The 19,389-nt window shown below is 58.6% G+C and carries 16 protein-coding genes and 2 tRNA genes; 1 reads left to right on the forward strand and 17 read right to left on the reverse strand.

Translation table 11 applies throughout. The features are described 5' to 3' along the window. Window positions 1-24: 24 nt before the first annotated feature. From infB to rlmE, 11 genes are all read right to left on the reverse strand, one after another. Window positions 25-2,550 carry a translation initiation factor IF-2 gene (infB, locus tag K5K89_RS24985; RefSeq protein ID WP_071489997.1) on the reverse strand — a complete coding sequence of 842 codons (2,526 nt, stop codon included), beginning with the start codon at window positions 2,548-2,550 and terminating at the stop codon, window positions 25-27. A 27-nt stretch (window positions 2,551-2,577) separates the two neighbouring features. Beyond that, entirely contained in the window at window positions 2,578-4,059 is a 1,482-nt protein-coding gene (gene nusA / locus K5K89_RS24990; RefSeq protein WP_025857112.1) for a transcription termination factor NusA, read from the reverse strand. A gap of 47 nt (window positions 4,060-4,106) precedes the next feature. After that, window positions 4,107-4,565, reverse strand: a complete 459-nt coding sequence (gene rimP, locus K5K89_RS24995; RefSeq protein WP_003235029.1) for a ribosome maturation factor RimP — start codon at window positions 4,563-4,565, stop codon at window positions 4,107-4,109. A gap of 140 nt (window positions 4,566-4,705) precedes the next feature. Further along, window positions 4,706-4,782 (reverse strand) — tRNA-Met (locus K5K89_RS25000). Window positions 4,783-4,878: 96 nt separating this feature from the next. After that, window positions 4,879-4,964: transfer RNA gene (locus K5K89_RS25005), tRNA-Leu, on the reverse strand. Between the two features lie 22 nt (window positions 4,965-4,986). Continuing rightward, the gene (secG, locus tag K5K89_RS25010) at window positions 4,987-5,370 is read right to left on the reverse strand and encodes a preprotein translocase subunit SecG (RefSeq protein WP_003194191.1); all 384 of its coding nucleotides are present in this window, start codon (window positions 5,368-5,370) and stop codon (window positions 4,987-4,989) included. Between the two features lie 4 nt (window positions 5,371-5,374). Further along, on the reverse strand, window positions 5,375-6,130 hold the full coding sequence (tpiA, locus tag K5K89_RS25015; RefSeq protein WP_015885920.1) for a triose-phosphate isomerase: 756 nt from the start codon (window positions 6,128-6,130) through the stop codon (window positions 5,375-5,377). Between the two features lie 66 nt (window positions 6,131-6,196). Beyond that, window positions 6,197-7,534, reverse strand: a complete 1,338-nt coding sequence (gene glmM, locus K5K89_RS25020) for a phosphoglucosamine mutase (RefSeq protein ID WP_071489996.1) — start codon at window positions 7,532-7,534, stop codon at window positions 6,197-6,199. Window positions 7,535-7,550: 16 nt separating this feature from the next. After that, window positions 7,551-8,402, reverse strand: a complete 852-nt coding sequence (gene folP / locus K5K89_RS25025; protein ID WP_071489995.1) for a dihydropteroate synthase — start codon at window positions 8,400-8,402, stop codon at window positions 7,551-7,553. 8 nt (window positions 8,403-8,410) lie between these two features. Continuing rightward, window positions 8,411-10,321: an ATP-dependent zinc metalloprotease FtsH gene (gene ftsH, locus K5K89_RS25030; protein WP_016976820.1), complete on the reverse strand. Its 1,911-nt coding sequence runs from the start codon at window positions 10,319-10,321 to the stop codon at window positions 8,411-8,413. A 200-nt stretch (window positions 10,322-10,521) separates the two neighbouring features. Continuing rightward, complete coding sequence (gene rlmE, locus K5K89_RS25035; RefSeq protein ID WP_010206606.1) at window positions 10,522-11,172, reverse strand: 23S rRNA (uridine(2552)-2'-O)-methyltransferase RlmE; 651 nt, start codon at window positions 11,170-11,172, stop codon at window positions 10,522-10,524. Between the two features lie 106 nt (window positions 11,173-11,278). On the opposite strand from rlmE, the gene yhbY reads away from it, so the two are divergent. Then, complete coding sequence (gene yhbY / locus K5K89_RS25040) at window positions 11,279-11,587, forward strand: ribosome assembly RNA-binding protein YhbY (RefSeq protein WP_028617972.1); 309 nt, start codon at window positions 11,279-11,281, stop codon at window positions 11,585-11,587. Between the two features lie 9 nt (window positions 11,588-11,596). Here yhbY and K5K89_RS25045 read toward each other — a convergent pair whose 3' ends face one another. The 6 genes from K5K89_RS25045 to dnaJ all read right to left on the reverse strand — a co-directional run bounded on the left by K5K89_RS25045 (window position 11,597) and on the right by dnaJ (window position 19,167). Next, window positions 11,597-12,001 (reverse strand): MFS transporter, encoded by a 405-nt coding sequence (locus K5K89_RS25045; protein ID WP_222540441.1) that lies wholly within the window; start codon window positions 11,999-12,001, stop codon window positions 11,597-11,599. Window positions 12,002-12,029: 28 nt separating this feature from the next. Then, entirely contained in the window at window positions 12,030-12,506 is a 477-nt protein-coding gene (gene greA / locus K5K89_RS25050; protein WP_060752268.1) for a transcription elongation factor GreA, read from the reverse strand. Continuing rightward, a complete protein-coding gene (gene carB, locus K5K89_RS25055; RefSeq protein ID WP_010206612.1) occupies window positions 12,503-15,724 on the reverse strand; it encodes a carbamoyl-phosphate synthase large subunit in 3,222 nt (1,073 codons plus the stop codon). Before carB ends, greA begins: the two co-directional genes overlap by 4 nt. Before the next feature lie 105 nt (window positions 15,725-15,829). After that, window positions 15,830-16,966, reverse strand: coding sequence for a glutamine-hydrolyzing carbamoyl-phosphate synthase small subunit (gene carA, locus K5K89_RS25060; RefSeq protein WP_071489993.1), 1,137 nt, complete (start codon window positions 16,964-16,966; stop codon window positions 15,830-15,832). Window positions 16,967-17,225: 259 nt separating this feature from the next. Further along, complete coding sequence (gene dapB / locus K5K89_RS25065) at window positions 17,226-18,032, reverse strand: 4-hydroxy-tetrahydrodipicolinate reductase (protein WP_222540442.1); 807 nt, start codon at window positions 18,030-18,032, stop codon at window positions 17,226-17,228. A gap of 10 nt (window positions 18,033-18,042) precedes the next feature. Continuing rightward, a complete protein-coding gene (gene dnaJ / locus K5K89_RS25070; protein ID WP_071489991.1) occupies window positions 18,043-19,167 on the reverse strand; it encodes a molecular chaperone DnaJ in 1,125 nt (374 codons plus the stop codon). Window positions 19,168-19,389 lie beyond the last annotated feature (222 nt).

Genomic DNA, 19,389 nt, shown 5'->3' on the forward strand with positions numbered 1-19,389 from the left:
TGCGTGGCTCCTGAAGTGCGCGAGTTAGAGGCTGCGAGCAACCTGAACCTTCTCGTAGACTTCGATCTTGTCGCCAGCCTTGACGTCGTTGTAGCTCTTGACGCCGATACCGCATTCCATGCCGGCACGTACTTCGGAAGCGTCATCCTTGAAGCGGCGCAGGGATTCCAGCTCGCCTTCGAAGATAACGATGTCTTCACGCAGTACACGGATAGGACGGTTACGGTACACAGTGCCTTCAACCACCATGCAGCCGGCGATCGCGCCGAATTTCGGCGAGCGGAACACGTCACGTACTTCGGCAATACCCAGGATGTTCTCCCGGACGTCGCTGCCAAGCATCCCGGTGAGGGCTTTCTTGACGTCTTCGATGATGTCGTAGATGACGTTGTAGTAACGCATGTCCAGGCCTTCCTGCTCGACGATCTTGCGAGCGCCGGCATCGGCACGCACGTTGAAGCCGAACAGTACAGCGTTGGAAGCCAGTGCCAGGTTGGCGTCGGATTCGGTGATACCACCGACACCGCCACCGACAACGCGCACTTGCACTTCGTCGTTACCCAGGCCGTTCAAAGCGCCGTTCAACGCTTCGAGGGAACCACGTACGTCAGATTTGAGGACGATGTTAAGCGTCTTCTTCTCTTCCTGGCCCATGTTCTCGAAGATGTTTTCCAGCTTGCCGGCGTGAGCACGGGCCAGCTTGACTTCACGGAACTTGCCTTGACGGAACAGAGCCACTTCACGGGCTTTCTTCTCGTCGGCAACCACGCTCATCTCGTCGCCAGCGTCCGGTGTACCGTCCAGGCCGAGGATCTCGACCGGGATAGCCGGGCCGGCTTCCTTGATTGGCTTGCCGTTCTCGTCGAGCATGGCACGTACACGGCCGTAGTTCGAACCGACCAGCACCATGTCGCCTTGGCGCAGGGTACCGTCTTGAACCAGAACGGTCGCAACCGGGCCACGGCCCTTGTCCAGACGGGACTCAACTACAACGCCACGGCCAGGAGCCGATGGAGTAGCAGTCAGTTCCAGAACTTCGGCTTGCAGCAGAACGGCTTCGAGCAGTTCGTCAACACCAGTACCCATCTTCGCGGAAACCGGTACGAATGGAGTGTCGCCACCCCACTCTTCGGATGTCACGCCGTGAACCGACAGTTCGCTACGGATGCGATCGAGATCGGCGCCCGGCTTGTCGATTTTGTTCACAGCGACCACCAGCGGAACGCCAGCTGCCTTGGCATGCTGAACGGCTTCGATGGTTTGCGGCATCACGCCGTCGTCGGCTGCAACCACCAGGATCACGATGTCGGTCGCCTTGGCACCACGGGCACGCATTGCGGTAAACGCAGCGTGACCAGGGGTATCGAGGAACGTCACCATGCCACGGTCGGTTTCAACGTGGTACGCGCCGATGTGCTGGGTGATACCCCCGGCTTCGCCTGCGGCTACCTTGGCACGACGGATATAGTCGAGCAGGGAGGTTTTACCGTGGTCAACGTGGCCCATCACGGTCACAACCGGTGCACGGGAAACCGCCTCACCTTCAAACTTCAGGGACTCGGCCAGGGAATCTTCCAGGGCGGTGTCGCTGACCAGGGTCACTTTGTGGCCCAGCTCTTCAGCAACCAGTTGGGCAGTTTCCTGATCCAGTACCTGGTTGATGGTGGCCGGTGTGCCCAGCTTGAACATGAACTTGATGATTTCAGCAGCCTTGACCGACATCTGCTGGGCGAGGTCGCCCACAGTGATGGTCTCGCCGATCTTCACTTCACGCACGACAGGGCCGGTTGGGCTCTGGAAACCGTGGGCGTTGCGTTTCTTCAGCTTGGCCTTGCCGCGACCACCACGACGGAAGCCATCGCTTTCTTCGTCGGTAGTACGTGGGGCAACGCGTGGAGCAGGCGCTTTCTCTTTGACCGAGGCACGATGCGGAGCGTTTTTGCGCTCGCCATCGCCACCACCACCGCGACGATTGTTATCGTCGGCACGTGGTTTGTCCGGACGACGAGGTTCGTCGCGTTTACGGGCGTCAGCAGCCGGTGCTGGTGCAGCGGCAACCGGAGCGGCCTCACGCACAGCTTCAACTGGCGCGCTAGGCGCGGCGACCGCTTCAGTGGCAGCAGGTTGCGCAGCAGCAGGCTGGCGACGCGCTTCTTCTTCGGCGCGACGCTTGGCTTCTTCTTCAGCCTTCTGACGAGCAGCATTTTCTACTGCGCGACGTTCTTCCAGTTCGCGTTTGCGCTCGGCTTCGATTTCTTCCGGGCTGCGCTGTACGAAGACTTTCTTCTTGCGTACTTCAACGCTGATGCTCTTGCTACCAGCAACACGCAGGGTGCTGGTGGTTTTGCGCTGCAATGTAATCTTGCGCGGTTCTTCCACTTTCGCCTTGTGGCTGCTCTTCAAGTGAGTCAGCAAAGACTGCTTCTCACTATCGCTCACACCTTCATCGGCGGCGGTGTGCGGCAGACCTGCCTCACGCATCTGCTGCAACAGGCGCTCTACCGGTGTTTTGACCTCATCGGCCAGTTGTTTCACCGTGACTTGCGTCATGCACTTCTCTCCTCAGGCCGCGCCTAGTTACTCGAACCAATGGGCTCGGGCGGCCATGATCAACTTGCCGGCACGATCATCGTCAATGCCGTCGATGTCGAGCAGATCGTCAATAGACTGCTCGGCCAGGTCTTCGCGGGTAATTACGCCGCGCACCGCCAGTTCCATCGCCAAATCCTTGTCCATACCCTCAAGCGAGAGCAGGTCTTCGGCCGGATGGGCGTCTGCCAGCTTTTCCTCAGTAGCGATGGCTTTAGTCAACAAACGATCCTTGGCCCGAGCGCGAAGCTCGTTGACGGTGTCTTCGTCAAAGCCGTCGATGTTGAGCATTTCTTCCAACGGTACGTAGGCAATCTCTTCCAGGCTGGTGAAGCCTTCATCTACCAGCACCTGCGCCAGGTCTTCATCGACTTCGAGCTCTTCGATGAAGTTGCGCAGGATGTCACCGGTTTCAGCTTGCTGCTTAGCCTGGATGTCCGATTCGGTCATCACGTTCAGGGTCCAACCGGTCAGTTGGCTGGCCAGACGCACGTTCTGACCACCACGACCAATGGCCTGAGCCAGATTGTCTGCGCCAACGGCGATGTCCATGGCATGGGCATCCTCGTCAACGATAATTGCCGCCACTTCAGCCGGCGACATGGCGTTGATGACGAACTGCGCCGGGTTATCGTCCCACAGCACGATGTCCACACGCTCGCCACCCAACTCGCCCGACACTGCCTGAACACGCGAACCGCGCATACCAATGCACGCGCCCTGCGGGTCGATGCGTTTGTCCTTGGAGCGGACCGCGATCTTGGCGCGCGAACCCGGGTCGCGGGACGCAGCCATGACTTCGATCAGGCCTTCGGCGATCTCCGGCACTTCGATACGGAACAGCTCGATCAGCATTTCCGGTGCGGTACGCGACAGGATCAGCTGCGGGCCGCGGTTCTCGGTGCGGATTTCCTTGAGCAGCGCACGCAGGCGCACGCCGACACGGAAGGTTTCGCGGGAAATGATGTCTTCGCGAGCCAGCAACGCTTCGGCGTTGTTGCCCAGGTCGACGATCACGTTATCGCGGGTGACTTTTTTCACGGTGCCGGAGATGATTTCACCCAGGCGCTCGCGATAGGCGTCAACGACTTGAGCGCGCTCGGCTTCGCGAACCTTCTGCACGATGACCTGTTTGGCGGTCTGTGCAGCGATACGGCCGAATTCGATCGATTCGATCTTTTCTTCGACGACATCACCGACCTTGGCACCAGGATGCGTTTCGGCAACCTTGCTTGGCCAGGTTTCGATGGCCGGATCATCAAGATCGGCTTCTTCGACGACCGTCCAGCGACGGAAAGTCTCATAGGCACCGGTGTGGCGGTTGATTTCCACACGCAGATCAACTTCGTCTTCAAAACGCTTCTTGGTAGCAGTGGCCAGGGCCAGCTCCAGCGCTTCAAAAATCACGTTTGCCGGTACGCCCTTTTCATTGGATACCGACTCAACAACCAGCAGTACTTCTTTGCTCATCGTACGCCTCGCCTTTCGCAAGCCATTGGATCCGCGGGATCCGCGTCTCAGTCAAAACTGGGAATAATGTTGGCCTTGTCGATCATATCGATCGGCAACAGGAATTCATGGTCTTCTACCTGCACCACGACATCCTGTTCTTCTACACCGCGCAGAAGGCCCTGAAAGTTGCGTCGCCCTTCAAAGGGAGATCGCAGCTTGATCTTCACTTGTTCACCGGCAAATTTTGCAAACTGATCAATAGTGAACAGTGGGCGTTCCATGCCTGGCGAGGAAACTTCGAGGGTGTATTCAACGGAGATCGGATCTTCAACATCCAGCACACCGCTGATCTGCCGGCTGACAATGGCACAATCGTCCACCAGCACGCCGCCCTCTTTATCGATATAAACGCGCAACATTGAGTGGCGACCTTGAGCCGAAAACTCAATACCCCAGCATTCATAGCCTAGGGCCACGACCACCGGGGCCAACAAGGCCTGCAACTCTTCTAGCTTGCTCGACACCTGAACCCCCTCGTGCATGTATGTGCATGCTGTGCAAAATAAAAAAATGGGCGAAACGCCCATCCTTGAAACGCCGTCGAACAGCGGCGTTGAAAGTGTCCAGCTAACAAAAAGCCCCTTAAAAGGGGCTCCGCTAAAACTGGTTGCGGGGGCCGGATTTGAACCGACGACCTTCGGGTTATGAGCCCGACGAGCTACCAGACTGCTCCACCCCGCGACAAAGCTGGGGCGGAAGTATACGACCGATCCCTTACAGGGTCAATGTAACCTTCCACCTACAAGAAAGCCCGCAACAGCGGGCTCTCCTGATAATTGGTACCGAGAAGGGGACTCGAACCCCTACACCCTATGGGCACAACCACCTCAAGGTTGCGTGTCTACCAATTCCACCACCTCGGCAATACAGCGTTTACAACCCTTCTTACTTCTGCTCTTGAGCTGGAGGCACGTCAGTCGCTGGAGTAGCCGACTTTTGCTCTTGAAGCACCGGGACATCATCAGAAGCCGGTTTTGCTTTTGGTACTTCCAACACTGCTGGGTTTGGGAGACCTACTTGAGTCAGCACATGAGCTTTCTCTTTAGCAAAGTAACCTAACCCCAAGCTGGTTATGAAGAAACCGGCGGCAAGTATAGCAGTAAACTTACTAAGAAAGGTAGAGGAACCTTGGCTTCCGAACACAGTATTTGAAGCACCTGCACCGAAAGACGCACCAGCATCCGCACCTTTACCCTGTTGCAGCAAAACCAGAGCAACTACGCTCAGAGCAGCCAACAGATGAAAAACGACTACGACTGTTTCCAGCATTTTTTCAGTTTCCCGCGGCGCGACAGATCGCACCGAACTCATCTGCATTCAGGGAAGCTCCACCAATGAGCCCCCCATCGATATCCGGCATGCCGAACAGTTCGACCGCATTGGCCGCCTTCACGCTGCCGCCGTATAGAAGCCGCACACCTTGTGCGACTTCAGAATTCTCTGCCGCCAACTGCGCGCGGATGGCTGCGTGCACATCCTGCGCCTGTTGCGGTGTAGCAGTCAGCCCGGTACCAATGGCCCAGACCGGCTCGTAAGCGATAACTGCCTTTGCAAACGCACCAACACCCAACTCCTCGATGATGCTGCCCAGCTGACGCGAGACAACTTCAAGAGTCTTGCCCGATTCGCGCTGCTCCAGGGTCTCCCCTATGCACAACACCGGAATCAAGCCACAAGCCTGTGCTGCTGCGAACTTGCGATTGAGTGTTCCATCACGCTCGCCCATCATCTGACGGCGCTCGGAATGCCCAACAAGCACATAGGAACAACCCGCATCGACCAACTGGCTCGGTGCAATCTCACCGGTCAATGCGCCTTGCATGGCTTCCACCGCAGAATTCTGCGCGCCGACCTGGATCGACTTGCCCTTCAAGCCATCAACCACTTGGGTGATATGCAAGCAAGGCGGGAAAACCGCGATATCAACACCGCTCGGCAAGGCCAAGTGACGAAGGCCATTGATCAGCTCAGCGACACTGGCGCGGGTACCGTGCATCTTCCAGTTACCAGCTACCATAGTGCGACGCATGCTGTACCTCGTCGGTCAAAGTGGGCGCAGATGTTACCCAACCACATCATCACTGGCAAGCCGAATTCAGGCGCAAACTTCAGTTACCAGTTTTGCCAGGTCTTCGGCATGGCCGCGAACCTGTGTTTCGTCATCACCTTCGACCATGACACGCACCAACGGCTCTGTGCCGGACTTGCGCAACAACACACGGCCACGCCCCTCCATAGCCAGGGTTACACGCTCACATGCCTCTTTGACAGCCGGATGCTCAATAGGATTTGAGCCGCCCGCAAAACGCACGTTCAGCAATACTTGCGGGCACTTGCGCATGGCCTGGCGCGCCTGGGCCAGACTTTCTTCACGACGCTTCATGGCCATAAGCACCTGCAGCGCAGCAATGATCGCATCGCCTGTCGTGGTGTGCTGGAAGCAGACTACGTGTCCGGAATTCTCACCACCTACCTGCCAGTTGCGCTCAAGCAGTTCCGCGATCACATAACGGTCACCGACATTGGCACGCACGAACGGAATACCCAGATCCGCCAGGGCCAGTTCAAGCCCCAGGTTACTCATCAACGTACCGACGACACCGCCCTGCAGCTTGTTACGCTCATGCAGGTCGCGAGCAATAATGAACAGGAGGTCATCACCATCAACAATGACACCCGTGTGATCCACCATCAGTACACGATCACCATCACCATCAAAGGCAATACCCAGGTCGGCATGCCCGGCAAGTACGGCGGCCTGCAACTGCTCCATATGGGTGGAGCCGCAGTTCTCGTTGATGTTCAACCCGTTAGGCTGGGCCGACAGCACTGTCACGTCTGCGCCCAGCTCCTTGAATACGCTCGGCGCCACCTTGTAGGTCGCACCATGGGCGCAATCGACCACAATCTTCAGGCCGGCAAAACTGGTGCTGCTCGGCACACTGCTTTTGCAGAATTCAATGTATCGGCCGGAGGCGTCGTTGATACGCGACACCTTGCCAAGCTTGCTGGACTCAACCACCGTCATCGGCGCATCCAGGAGCTCTTCGATCATCAGCTCGATCTCGTCCGGCAGCTTGGTGCCCTGGCCCGAGAAGAACTTGATGCCGTTGTCATCATGAGGGTTATGCGAGGCACTGATCACGATACCGGCTTCAGCGTGAAAGGTTCGCGTCAGGTAAGCGATGGCCGGCGTCGGCATCGGCCCCAGCAGCATCACATCGGCACCCGCGGCAGACAGCCCCGCCTCCAGCGCCGACTCGAACATGTAACCCGAAATCCGGGTGTCCTTGCCCACCAGGATGCGGCACGCGCCCATGCTGCGGAACGCCATACCTGCGGCCCAGCCGAGCTTTAGCATGAAATCAGGAGTAATCGGAAACTCGCCGACCCGACCGCGAATACCGTCGGTGCCAAAATATTTTTTAGTCATAAGTGCTCCATCATTCTTATTCGGCTGATTCTACCGCGGCAATCATACGCACCACATCCACCGTCTCGGCAACATCATGCACCCGCAAGATACGCGCACCCTTGGTGACTGCAAGCGCCGCCAGTGCAAGACCACCGTACAATCGCTCACCCACCGGGCGATTCAGCGCAAGCCCTATCATGCTCTTGCGCGAAACGCCGACCAGAAGAGGCCGACCAAGGGCATGCAAGGACTCCATATGTTTGAACAGACTTAGATTGTGCTGCAGGGTCTTGGCAAAGCCGAAACCAGGATCGAGGACGATCTTTTCCACAGCAATCCCGGCGGCAACGCAGTGCGCAACCCGCTCGGCAAGAAACCCACTCACCTCACCAACAAGATCATCATAGTGAGGACTGTCCTGCATATTGCTCGGCTCACCCAGCATATGCATCAGACACACCGGCAAACCGGTGGCCGCTGCCGCATCAAGCGCACCGTCACGCTGAAGGGAGCGGACATCGTTAATCATTCCCGCCCCCAGGCGCGCAGTTTCGCGCATTACCGCCGGGGTTGATGTATCAACCGAGATGATCACGTCCAGTTCACGCGCAATGCGTTCAACTATTGGCGCGACCCTCTCCAGCTCCTCCAAGGGAGAAACCAGTCGAGCACCAGGCCGAGTCGACTCACCGCCGACATCAATCAGGGTCGCTCCCGCCGCCACCATGGCCTCTGCATGACGCAATGCAGCATCGCGCTGACTGAAGCGGCCGCCATCAGAGAAAGAGTCGGGGGTTACATTGAGAATGCCCATGACATGCGTATGGGCCAAATCAAGAACCCGGTTGCCGCAAGGCAACCGGGTGGAGGACAACACAGAAGTCATTTCAAACCTTAGACGTCAGCTGCCGGGCCGCCAATCGGGGTTTCGGGGCGTTCGTTCTGGACCACGGGCGGAGTGCCAGAGGTGCCCGAACCGCCTTCCCAATCGCGAGGTTCACGCGGCGCGCGGCCGGCCATGATGTCGTCGATCTGGTCGGCATCAATGGTCTCGTACTTCATCAGCGCATCTGCCATGGCATCCAGCTTGTCGCGGTTATCCGTGAGGATCTGCTTGGCCGTGCCATAGCATTGGTCAATGATGCTGCGCACTTCGGAGTCGATCAGCTTGGCTGTCTCACCGGAGAAGCTGGCGTTTTGACCACCACCGCCACGCCCCAGGAACACTTCGCCTTCTTCTTCGGCATACATCAGCGGACCGAGTTTTTCCGACAAACCCCACTTGGTCACCATGTTCCGTGCAATCTGGCTGGCACGCATGATGTCGTTGGAAGCGCCGGTGGTGACGCCGTCGAAGCCAAGGGTCATCTCTTCGGCAATCCGCCCACCGTACAGCGAACAGATCTGACTGATCAGTGCGCGCTTGGACAGGCTGTAACGGTCCTCTTCCGGCAGGAACATCGTGACACCCAGCGCCCGACCACGCGGGATGATCGATACTTTGTAGACCGGGTCGTGCTCAGGCACAACACGACCGACAATGGCGTGACCGGCTTCGTGATAAGCGGTGTTCTGCTTCTCTTTCTCGGACATGACCATGGACTTGCGCTCGGCGCCCATCATGATCTTGTCCTTGGCCAATTCGAACTCTTTCATCTCCACGATACGCTTGCCGGTACGGGCAGCGAACAACGAGGCCTCGTTGACCAAGTTGGCCAGGTCGGCACCGGAGAAGCCAGGAGTACCACGGGCAATCACGGCCGGAGCCACATCGTCACCCATTGGCACTTTGCGCATGTGTACTTTCAGAATCTGTTCGCGACCACGGATATCCGGCAAGCCCACCACAACCTGACGGTCGAAGCGGCCTGGACGCAGCAATGCAGGGTCCAGCACGTCCGGACGGTTGGTAGCAGCGATCACGATGATGCCGTCGTTCATTTCAAAGCCGTCCATCTCAACCAGCAACTGGTTGAGGGTCTGCTCACGCTCATCATGACCGCCGCCCATGCCGGCGCCACGATGGCGACCGACGGCGTCGATTTCATCGATGAAGATGATGCAAGGCGCATGTTTCTTAGCCTGCTCGAACATGTCACGAACACGGCTGGCGCCCACACCGACGAACATCTCGACGAAGTCGGAACCGGAAATGGTGAAGAACGGCACCTTGGCTTCGCCGGCAATCGCCTTGGCCAGCAAGGTTTTACCGGTACCCGGAGGGCCAACCATCAGCACACCGCGAGGAATGCGGCCGCCCAACCGCTGGAACTTGCCCGGATCGCGCAGGAACTCGACCAGCTCGCCCACTTCTTCCTTGGCTTCGTCGCAACCGGCAACGTCAGCCAGCGTGGTTTTCACCTGGTCTTCGGAGAGCAGGCGTGCCTTGCTCTTGCCGAAACTCATCGGTCCGCCCTTGCCTCCCGCACCGCCTTGCATCTGGCGCATGAAGAACATGAACACCGCGATGATCACCAGGATCGGGAAGCTGGCTACCAGCAACTGGGTCCAGATGCTCTGCTGCTCAGGCTGCTTGCCTTCGACGACCACGTGGTTATCCACCAGATCACCGATCAGACCGTTGTCCTGGATGGCCGGACGAATGGTCTTGAAGCTGTCGCCATCGTTGCGTTTGCCGGTGATCACGTAGCCATCAACCGCTACGCGCTCGACCTTGCCATCCTTAACTTGCTGGATGAAGTCGGAATAGTTGAGGGTCTGCGGCTCGTTAGGGCTGGAGAAGTTGTTCATCACCGTCACCAGGACAGCCGCGATGATCAACCACAGGATCAGATTCTTTGCCATATCGTTCAATTAACTACCCTCTGAAGCAAGCTCCGCTACTGGCGCGCGCTTCGCATGATATTCACCGGCCTAACTTACTACATTACCTACAACACTGGCAGGCGCCGTCTGTAACCCTTTGTGAAACTTTGACTACACAATATTCGTAAAGCTTCGTGACGAAAGCGATATAAAAAAACCTATCGACTCCCTTCAAACCTTCAAAGACGCTCATCACTGGCGGCGCCTTCGATGCCACGGAACCCCCGCGCCAGCAGATACTGCTCGCGAGACCGGTCACGCGAGGAGTCCGGCTTACGCATCTGCACCTTGTCGAACAGCTTGCGAATGTTCTTGTGGTACTCGTCGAAGCCTTCACCCTGGAAGACTTTGACCAGGAAATCACCACCCGGACGCAATACCCGACCCGCCAGATCCAGTGCCAATTCGCACAGGAACATGGCTCGCGGCATATCAACAGCCGGTAATCCACTCATATTGGGGGCCATGTCGGAAATCACAAGGTCCACCTGCGAATTTCCGACGGCTTCCAGGATTTCAGCCAGGACCGCGTCCTGGGTAAAGTCCCCGTGCACGAACGTCACATCCGGGATGCTGTCCATCTCCAGGATGTCGGAAGCGATCAACCGGCCTTGCCCACCAATCAGACGACTGGCCACCTGGGACCAGCCACCCGGGGCGGCACCCAGGTCGATCACGCTCATGCCTGGGCGGAACAATTTGTCCTTGTCCTGGAGTTCCAGCAACTTGTAGCTGGCCCGGGACCGGTAACCGTCCTTTTGCGCCTTTTTGACGTAAGGATCGTTGAAATGTTCTTGTAGCCACTTAAGGCTGGTTTTGGAACGGGCCACGGGCCACCTCGAAAAATAAAACGGGTCGTGATTAACTGGGCGGTCCCGGACTCGCTCGGGTAAACTGGCCGCCGCTTTTTACAAGATCAGACGCAGGGGTCAGATTATGCCGCTCACTCAAGAGCAGAAGAAACAGTACAAATCCATTGGCCACCATCTGAAACCAGTTCTGATTGTGGCAGATAACGGTTTGACTGAAGGTGTGTTAGCCGAATTCGAACGTGCGCTGAACGATCATGAACTGATCAAGATCAAGGTCAACATCCTTGATCGCGAAGCTCGCCTGGCTGCTATTGCAGAACTATGCAAGGCAGGCAAAGCGGACCTGGTCCAGGTCATCGGCAAGATGGCGCTGCTGTATCGCAAAAACTTCAGCGTCAACAAGCAACTGTCGAACGTACACCGCTTCAAGTAATAAAAAGGGTCACGGGCGTGCTTCGCACGCCCCGCCACTCCATCCCGGTGCAGGCTGTAAAACCAGCACCAGGCCGGAGAACCCTAGCACAAGATAGCTGAATAGCTGCCAGCGCAACGCTTCCGGCAACCAGACATGCACCACGCAAAACATTGCGCATGCATACAGCGCCATCAGCAGCAGTTGCCCGCGAATATCCCGCCACAAACTCCCCAAGCCCTCGGCCTTGACCAGCACCAATACCTGGAGCGTCACGCACGCCGCCGCAAAACCCACCAGCAGCGCACTGAGTAGTCCATCGATCTCGTCGATCAGCAGCGGTGCCAGGCCAATCAGGCCCAGCGCCGGCAACACACCGATGTGCAACAACCACAGGCCGCCCACCCAAAGCATCTGGGAGAGCTGCCAAAGCATGGCGCCCGCACGAAGCGGGCGCCGTCTTTCAGATGTGACGAACTTCAACAATCTCGTACTCGATCACACCGCTCGGCGTTTTCACAGCGACCACATCACCCTCTTCCTTGGCGATCAAGGCGCGAGCAATCGGAGACCCCACAGAGATCTTGCCTTGCTTGATGTCGGCCTCGTCCTCTCCCACGATGTGGTAGGTCACGCTTTCATCGGTCTCGACATTGGCGATTTCGACGGTCGTACCGAAGATCACCTTGCCCGTATGAGGAATGGTGGTCACATCGATGACCACCGAGTTCTGCAGACGGCCTTCGATGTCACGGATCCGCGCTTCAACCATACCTTGCTGCTCGCGGGCAGCGTGGTATTCGGCGTTTTCCTTCAGGTCACCCAGTTCGCGGGCCGTCCCGATGTCCTGGCTCAGCTTCGGACGGACGACCTTGGTCAGGTGGGCGTGCTCCTCTTCCAGGGCCTTGAAGCCCTGGACGGTCATTGGGTATTTGGTCATGCCTTCAATCCTGCGTGTAGATCCTGCAAGCGACGCACGGTCTTTTCCGGACCGAACTTGAGCGCTTCACAGATGGCTTCGCCAGCAGCAATGGTGGTGGTGCAGTAGATCTTGTGCTGCAAGGCGTTACGACGAATGGAATAGGAATCCGCGATCGACTGGCGACCTTCGGTGGTGTTGATGATCAGGGTGACTTCGTCATTCTTGATCATGTCGACCACGTGCGGACGGCCTTCCGTCACCTTGTTCACGCGACGCACTTTGAGGCCGGCAGCTTCGATCAGCTTGGCGGTCCCGGCAGTGGCCACGACTTCGAAGCCCAAGTTGATCAGATCGCGGGCCACGCCTGCAACCAGTGGCTTGTCGTCATCACGCACACTGATAAACGCAGTACCGCCGGTCGGCAGCACTTCGCTGGCGCCCATCTGGGCCTTGGCAAACGCCTCACCAAAGGTATCGCCAACGCCCATTACTTCACCGGTCGACTTCATCTCTGGGCCCAGGATCGGGTCCACGCCAGGGAATTTGGCGAATGGGAACACCGCCTCTTTCACACTGTAGAAGTTCGGAATGATTTCCTTGGTAAAGCCGATTTCCTTCAGGGTCTTACCAGCCATCACGCGGGCAGCGATCATGGCCAGGGACACACCGATGCACTTGGAAACAAACGGCACGGTACGCGAAGCACGCGGGTTGACCTCGATCACGTAGATGTCTTCGCCTTGCAACGCCAGTTGCACGTTCATCAGGCCGACAACACCCAGCTCCAGGGCCATTTTCTTGACCTGTTCGCGCATTTCGTCCTGGATGTGCGCCGGCAGCGAGTACGGCGGCAGCGAGCAAGCGGAGTCACCGGAGTGAACGCCCGCCTGTTCGATGTGCTGCATGATCGCGCCGATCACCACGTCGGTACCGTCGCACACCGCGTCCACGTCCATCTCGATGGCACAGTTGAGGAAGTGGTCCAGCAGCACCGGGCTGTCGTTGGACACTTTCACCGCGTCACGCAGGTAACGCTTGAGCTCTTCTTCTTCGTAGACGATTTCCATCGCACGACCGCCCAGCACGTAGGACGGACGCACCACCAGCGGGTAGCCGATCTTGCTGGCGGCACGGATGGCTTCGTCTTCGCTGCGCACAGTGGCGTTTGGCGGCTGACGCAGGTTCAGGCGCTCAACCATTTGCTGGAAGCGCTCGCGGTCTTCTGCACGGTCGATGGCGTCCGGGCTGGTACCGATGATCGGCACGCCGGCCGCTTCCAGGGCACGCGCCAGTTTCAGCGGAGTTTGCCCGCCGTACTGGACGATCACACCTTTCGGCTTCTCGACGCGCACGATTTCCAGCACGTCTTCCAGGGTCACTGGCTCGAAGTACAGACGATCGGACGTGTCGTAGTCAGTAGAAACGGTTTCCGGGTTGCAGTTGACCATGATGGTCTCGTAGCCATCTTCGCGCAGGGCGAGGGCAGCGTGGACGCAGCAGTAGTCGAACTCGATACCCTGGCCGATGCGGTTCGGACCGCCGCCCAGGATCATGATCTTGTCGCGACCCGACGGCGCGGCTTCGCACTCTTCCTCATAGGTGGAGTACAGGTACGCGGTGTCGGTGGAGAACTCGGCCGCGCAGGTGTCAACACGCTTGTAGACCGGGAAGATCTCCAGCTTGTGGCGATGGGTACGCAGGTTCTTCTCGGTCACACCCAGCAGTTTGGCCAGACGCTGATCAGAGAAACCTTTGCGCTTGAGGCGGAACATCATGTCGCGGTCGATGCTGGCCAGACCCAGGGTCTTGACCTTCTCTTCTTCCTTGATCAGATCTTCGATTTGCACCAGGAACCACGGGTCGATCATGTTCATGCCGAAGATGTCTTCGACGGTCATGCCGGCACGGAACGCGTCCGCCACGTACCAGATGCGCTCGGCGCCCGGCACGGTCAGTTCGCGCTTGAGCACGCTCATGCTTTCCGGGTTGCTCAGGTCGAGTTTCTCGTCCAGGCCGCAAACGCCCACTTCCAGGCCGCGCAGGGCTTTCTGCAGGGATTCCTGGAAGGTACGGCCGATGGCCATGACCTCACCGACAGACTTCATCTGGGTGGTCAGGCGCGCATCAGCCTTGGCGAATTTCTCGAAGGCAAAACGTGGCAGCTTGGTGACGACGTAGTCGATGGAAGGCTCGAAGGACGCCGGGGTCTTGCCGCCAGTGATGTCGTTCGACAGCTCGTCCAGGGTGTAACCCACGGCCAGCTTGGCCGCGACCTTGGCGATCGGGAAGCCGGTGGCTTTCGAAGCCAGGGCCGACGAACGGGACACACGCGGGTTCATCTCGATCACGACCATGCGGCCAGTGTTCGGGCAGATACCGAACTGAACGTTGGAGCCGCCGGTTTCCACGCCGATCTCGCGCAATACCGCCAGGGAGGCGTTACGCAGGATCTGGTATTCCTTGTCGGTCAGGGTCTGTGCCGGAGCCACGGTGATCGAGTCACCGGTGTGCACGCCCATCGGGTCGAAGTTTTCGATGGAGCAGACGATGATGCAGTTGTCCTTTTTATCGCGGACAACCTCCATCTCGTATTCTTTCCAGCCGATCAGGGATTCGTCGATCAGCAGCTCTTTGGTCGGCGACAGGTCCAGGCCGCGGGCGCAGATTTCTTCGAACTCTTCACGGTTGTAAGCGATACCGCCACCGGTGCCGCCCATGGTGAACGACGGACGAATGATGCACGGGAAGCCCAGGGTCTCGAGGACCGCATTGGCTTCTTCCATGCTGTGGGCGATACCGGAGCGCGGGCAGGCCAGGCCGATGGACTTCATGGCCTTGTCGAAGCGCGAACGGTCCTCAGCCTTGTCGATGGTGTCGGCATTGGCGCCGATCATCTCTACGCCGAACTTTTCCAGGACGCCTTCGCGCTCCAGGTCCAGGGCGCAGTTCAGTGCGGTCTGGCCCCCCATGGTCGGCAGCAGCGCGTCCGGACGCTCTTTCTCGATGATCTTGGCAACGGTCTGCCACTTGATCGGCTCGATGTAGGTGGCGTCGGCCATGGCCGGGTCGGTCATGATGGTGGCCGGGTTGGAGTTCACCAGGATGACGCGGTAGCCCTCCTCGCGCAGGGCCTTACAGGCCTGGGCGCCGGAGTAGTCGAATTCACAGGCCTGGCCGATCACGATCGGGCCAGCGCCGAGAATCAGGATGCTTTTTATGTCTGTACGTTTTGGCATGGGTTTGTCACTCAAATCCGCAGGTCAGTCGGCAAGCCGTCTTGAACAATCTTTGAAGAGCCTGCGGGGGCCACCGACATCCGGGGCCGCCCGCAGGCCGCTCAGTCAGCGTCGCTTGGCCATCTCATTGATGAAACGGTCGAACAGCGGCGCTACGTCGTTCGGGCCCGGGCTGGCTTCAGGGTGGCCCTGGAAGCTGAACGCGCTCTTGTCGGTGCGCTCGATACCCTGCAGGGAACCGTCGAACAGCGACTTGTGAATGGCGCGCACGTTGCTCGGCAGGGTGGCTTCATCTACCGCAAAACCGTGGTTCTGGCTGGTGATCATCACAACGCCGGTATCCAGGTCTTGTACCGGGTGGTTGGCGCCGTGGTGGCCATGACCCATTTTCAGGGTCTTGGCGCCGGAGGCCAGGGCCAGCAATTGGTGACCGAGGCAGATACCGAACACCGGAATCTCGGTTTCCAGCACTTCCTTGATCGCCTGGATGGCGTAGTCGCATGGCTCAGGGTCACCCGGGCCATTGGACAGGAACACGCCGTCCGGTTGCAGGGCGAGCACGTCACTGGCCGGGGTTTGCGCCGGCACCACGGTCACGCGGCAACCGCGCTCGACCAGCATGCGCAGGATGTTGTACTTCACGCCGTAGTCGTAGGCCACTACGTGGTAAGGCAGGTCCGCGGCTTCGATGGTCGCGTGGCTGTCGGTCTTCAAGTCCCAGACCGTGGAGCGCCATTCGTACTTCTCTTTGACGCTGACGACTTTCGCCAGGTCCATGCCCTTCAGGCCAGGGAAACCTTGGGCTGCGGCAATCGCCGCCTCTTCGGAAATATTGTCACCGACCATGATGCAGCCGTTCTGCGACCCCTTCTCACGCAGGATGCGCGTAAGGCGGCGCGTGTCGATACCCGCGATCGCCACAACATTGTTGGCCTTCAGGTAATCAGACAGCGACATCGTGTTACGCCAGTTGCTCGCAACCAGGGGCAGGTCACGAATCACCAGACCGGCCGACCAGACACGATCAGACTCGACGTCTTCCGGTGTAGTACCGGTGTTGCCGATGTGCGGATAGGTCAAGGTAACGATCTGTTGGGCGTAGGAAGGATCGGTAAGGATTTCCTGATAGCCGGTCATGGCAGTGTTAAACACTACCTCTCCAACGGTCTGACCGTCGGCTCCAATGGCTTCGCCGCGAAAAATGCTGCCATCAGCAAGGGCGAGTATGGCTGGCTTAGTCAAGAAGACCTCCCGTAAATAAAGCCTGAAAGGGCGATCGCAGGTTGTAAAAAAGCGGAGTGACGTATGGACACGTCACCCCGCTTCTTCACTGAATTATTCTGCGCGCTTTTAGTGGACACACTAAAGCTGTAGCTTACAGAAAAAGGCTTTTTTGGTCCACCGCTAATGAGCCTTAAAGGCAGGGGAATGCGACAGGGCGTCGCTTAGCGGGTAAAAACGGGGCCTAAGCATAAGCTTGAGGCCCCGCTTTAGCTACTGCTCAGTGCAGATCCAGCACATCGCGCATGTCGTAAAGACCCGCTTCGCGACCTTCCAACCAGAGCGCTGCACGCACCGCCCCCTTGGCAAACGTCATGCGACTGGACGCTTTGTGCGTGATTTCCAGGCGCTCGCCCTCAGTGGCGAACAAGACGGTGTGATCACCCACCACATCCCCCCCGCGTACCGTTGCAAAGCCGATGGTGTCACGCGCACGCGCGCCGGTATGGCCTTCGCGGCCGTATACCGCCACTTTCGACAGGTCGCGACCCAGCGCATCAGCGATCGCCTCGCCCATGCGCAGCGCAGTGCCCGACGGCGCATCGATCTTGTGGCGATGATGGGTCTCGATGATTTCGATATCCGCCTCATCCCCCAGCACGCGCGCTGCCAGATCAAGCAACTTGAGCGACAGGTTCACGCCCACGCTGAAGTTGGCCGCGAAGACGATAGGAATATCCTTGCCCGCCTCCACCAGCAACTGCTTCTGCTCAACCGTCAAACCGGTGGTGCCGATCACCATCGCCTTGCCCGCCTTGCGGCAGAACGCCAGGTTTTTCAGCATCACTTCCGGCAGGGTGAAGTCGATCAGTACGTCGAACTCGTCAGCCACCTGCTCCAGGCTGCCCGACAACGAAACGCCGATGCGCCCCAGCGAAGCCAGCTCACCGGCATCCGCTCCGATCAACGTGCTGCCCGGGCGGACGATCGCCGCCGTCAGCCCGGAGGCCGGCGAGCGTTGCTGCACCGCCTCGACCAGCGTCTTACCCATGCGCCCGGCAGCGCCCATTACGGCTATACGTCGCATATTCAATTCCTTACAGATCGCCGAAGAAGCGCTTCACACCGTCGAAAAAGCCCGCGGTTTTCGGCGAGTGAGAGTCATCACCCTCCATCGAGCTGCGGAACTCCTCAAGCAGTTCACGCTGACGGCGATTCAGGTTGACCGGAGTCTCTACCGCCACACGGCACATCAGGTCGCCAGCACCGCCGCCACGCACCGGCGCAACGCCCTTGCCACGGATACGGAATTGCTTGCCAGTCTGGGTGCCTTCAGGGATCTTGAGCTTGACTCGACCGTCGAGCGTTGGAATCTCAAGCTCGCCACCCAGCGCCGCATCAACAAAGCTGATCGGCACTTCGCAGAACAAGTGCTTACCGTCACGCTGGAAGATCGAGTGCTCGCGCACATTGATCACCACGTACAAGTCCCCCGTAGGGCCACCCTGCGTACCCGCCTCGCCTTCACCCGACAGACGAATGCGATCACCGGTATCCACACCCGCCGGCACTTTCACCGAAAGGGTTTTGTACTCTTCGACACGACCTTCGCCGTGGCAGGAGTCGCACGGGTCGGAAATGATCTTGCCCTGGCCATGGCAGCGCGGGCAGGTCTGCTGCACAGAGAAGAAGCCCTGCTGCATACGGACCTGACCAATACCGCCGCACGTTGGGCAGGTGATCGGCGAAGAGCCTTTCTTGGCCCCCGAACCGTCGCACGGCTTGCAGTTGACCAGCGTCGGCACACGGATATTGACGCTGGTGCCGCGTACGGCTTCTTCCAGATTCAACTCCAGGGTGTAGCGCAAGTCGCTGCCACGCTGGGCGCCGCCACGCTGACCACCTCGGCCACCACCGAAGAAGTCACTGAATACATCGCCGAAGATATCGGAGAAGTTCTGGCCACCAAAACCGGCACCGCCACCGCCCATGCTCGGGTCGACACCGGCGTGGCCATACTGGTCGTACGCTGCCCGTTTGTTGGGATCGGACAGGCATTCGTAGGCCTCGTTGGCCTCTTTGAACATTTCCTCGGATTCTTTGCTATCCGGATTACGGTCCGGGTGATGCTTCATCGCCAGGCGACGGTAGGCCTTCTTCAGGTCCGTCTCGCTGGAGCCGCGCTCCACACCCAATACTTCGTAATAGTCACGCTTTGCCATAAGTCTTTGCACTCTTAAGGACGTTCGGCCAGACCCTCCTGAGCCTTGCCAAACTCGTTGAGCCCCAATACAGGCCCGGACCCAACTCACGTCAATTCAACGATCCTGGTCATTACTACTTTTAGCCAGGGACCCGGCCAAAAATGCGGTATTTACTGCTCGGAAAGCAGGAGCATTCCCGATCACACCGCCAGCATCCGAAGACTGTCGCATGCTGTAAAA

It is taken from the genome of Pseudomonas sp. DR208, from assembly GCF_019823005.1.
Classification (GTDB): Bacteria; Pseudomonadota; Gammaproteobacteria; order Pseudomonadales; family Pseudomonadaceae; genus Aquipseudomonas; species Aquipseudomonas extremorientalis.

Bases quoted from the DNA above. Each gene is read 5' to 3' on its own strand.
- infB (WP_071489997.1), bottom strand. From the start codon at position 2,550: ATGACGCAAGTCACGGTGAAACAACTGGCCGATGAGGTCAAAACACCG.
- nusA (WP_025857112.1), bottom strand. From the start codon at position 4,059: ATGAGCAAAGAAGTACTGCTGGTTGTTGAGTCGGTATCCAATGAAAAG.
- secG (WP_003194191.1), bottom strand. From the start codon at position 5,370: ATGCTGGAAACAGTCGTAGTCGTTTTTCATCTGTTGGCTGCTCTGAGC.
- tpiA (WP_015885920.1), bottom strand. From the start codon at position 6,130: ATGCGTCGCACTATGGTAGCTGGTAACTGGAAGATGCACGGTACCCGC.
- glmM (WP_071489996.1), bottom strand. From the start codon at position 7,534: ATGACTAAAAAATATTTTGGCACCGACGGTATTCGCGGTCGGGTCGGC.
- folP (WP_071489995.1), bottom strand. From the start codon at position 8,402: ATGACTTCTGTGTTGTCCTCCACCCGGTTGCCTTGCGGCAACCGGGTT.
- ftsH (WP_016976820.1), bottom strand. From the start codon at position 10,321: ATGGCAAAGAATCTGATCCTGTGGTTGATCATCGCGGCTGTCCTGGTG.
- yhbY (WP_028617972.1), top strand. From the start codon at position 11,279: ATGCCGCTCACTCAAGAGCAGAAGAAACAGTACAAATCCATTGGCCAC.
- K5K89_RS25045 (WP_222540441.1), bottom strand. From the start codon at position 12,001: ATGCTTTGGCAGCTCTCCCAGATGCTTTGGGTGGGCGGCCTGTGGTTG.
- greA (WP_060752268.1), bottom strand. From the start codon at position 12,506: ATGACCAAATACCCAATGACCGTCCAGGGCTTCAAGGCCCTGGAAGAG.
- carB (WP_010206612.1), bottom strand. From the start codon at position 15,724: ATGCCAAAACGTACAGACATAAAAAGCATCCTGATTCTCGGCGCTGGC.
- dapB (WP_222540442.1), bottom strand. From the start codon at position 18,032: ATGCGACGTATAGCCGTAATGGGCGCTGCCGGGCGCATGGGTAAGACG.
- dnaJ (WP_071489991.1), bottom strand. From the start codon at position 19,167: ATGGCAAAGCGTGACTATTACGAAGTATTGGGTGTGGAGCGCGGCTCC.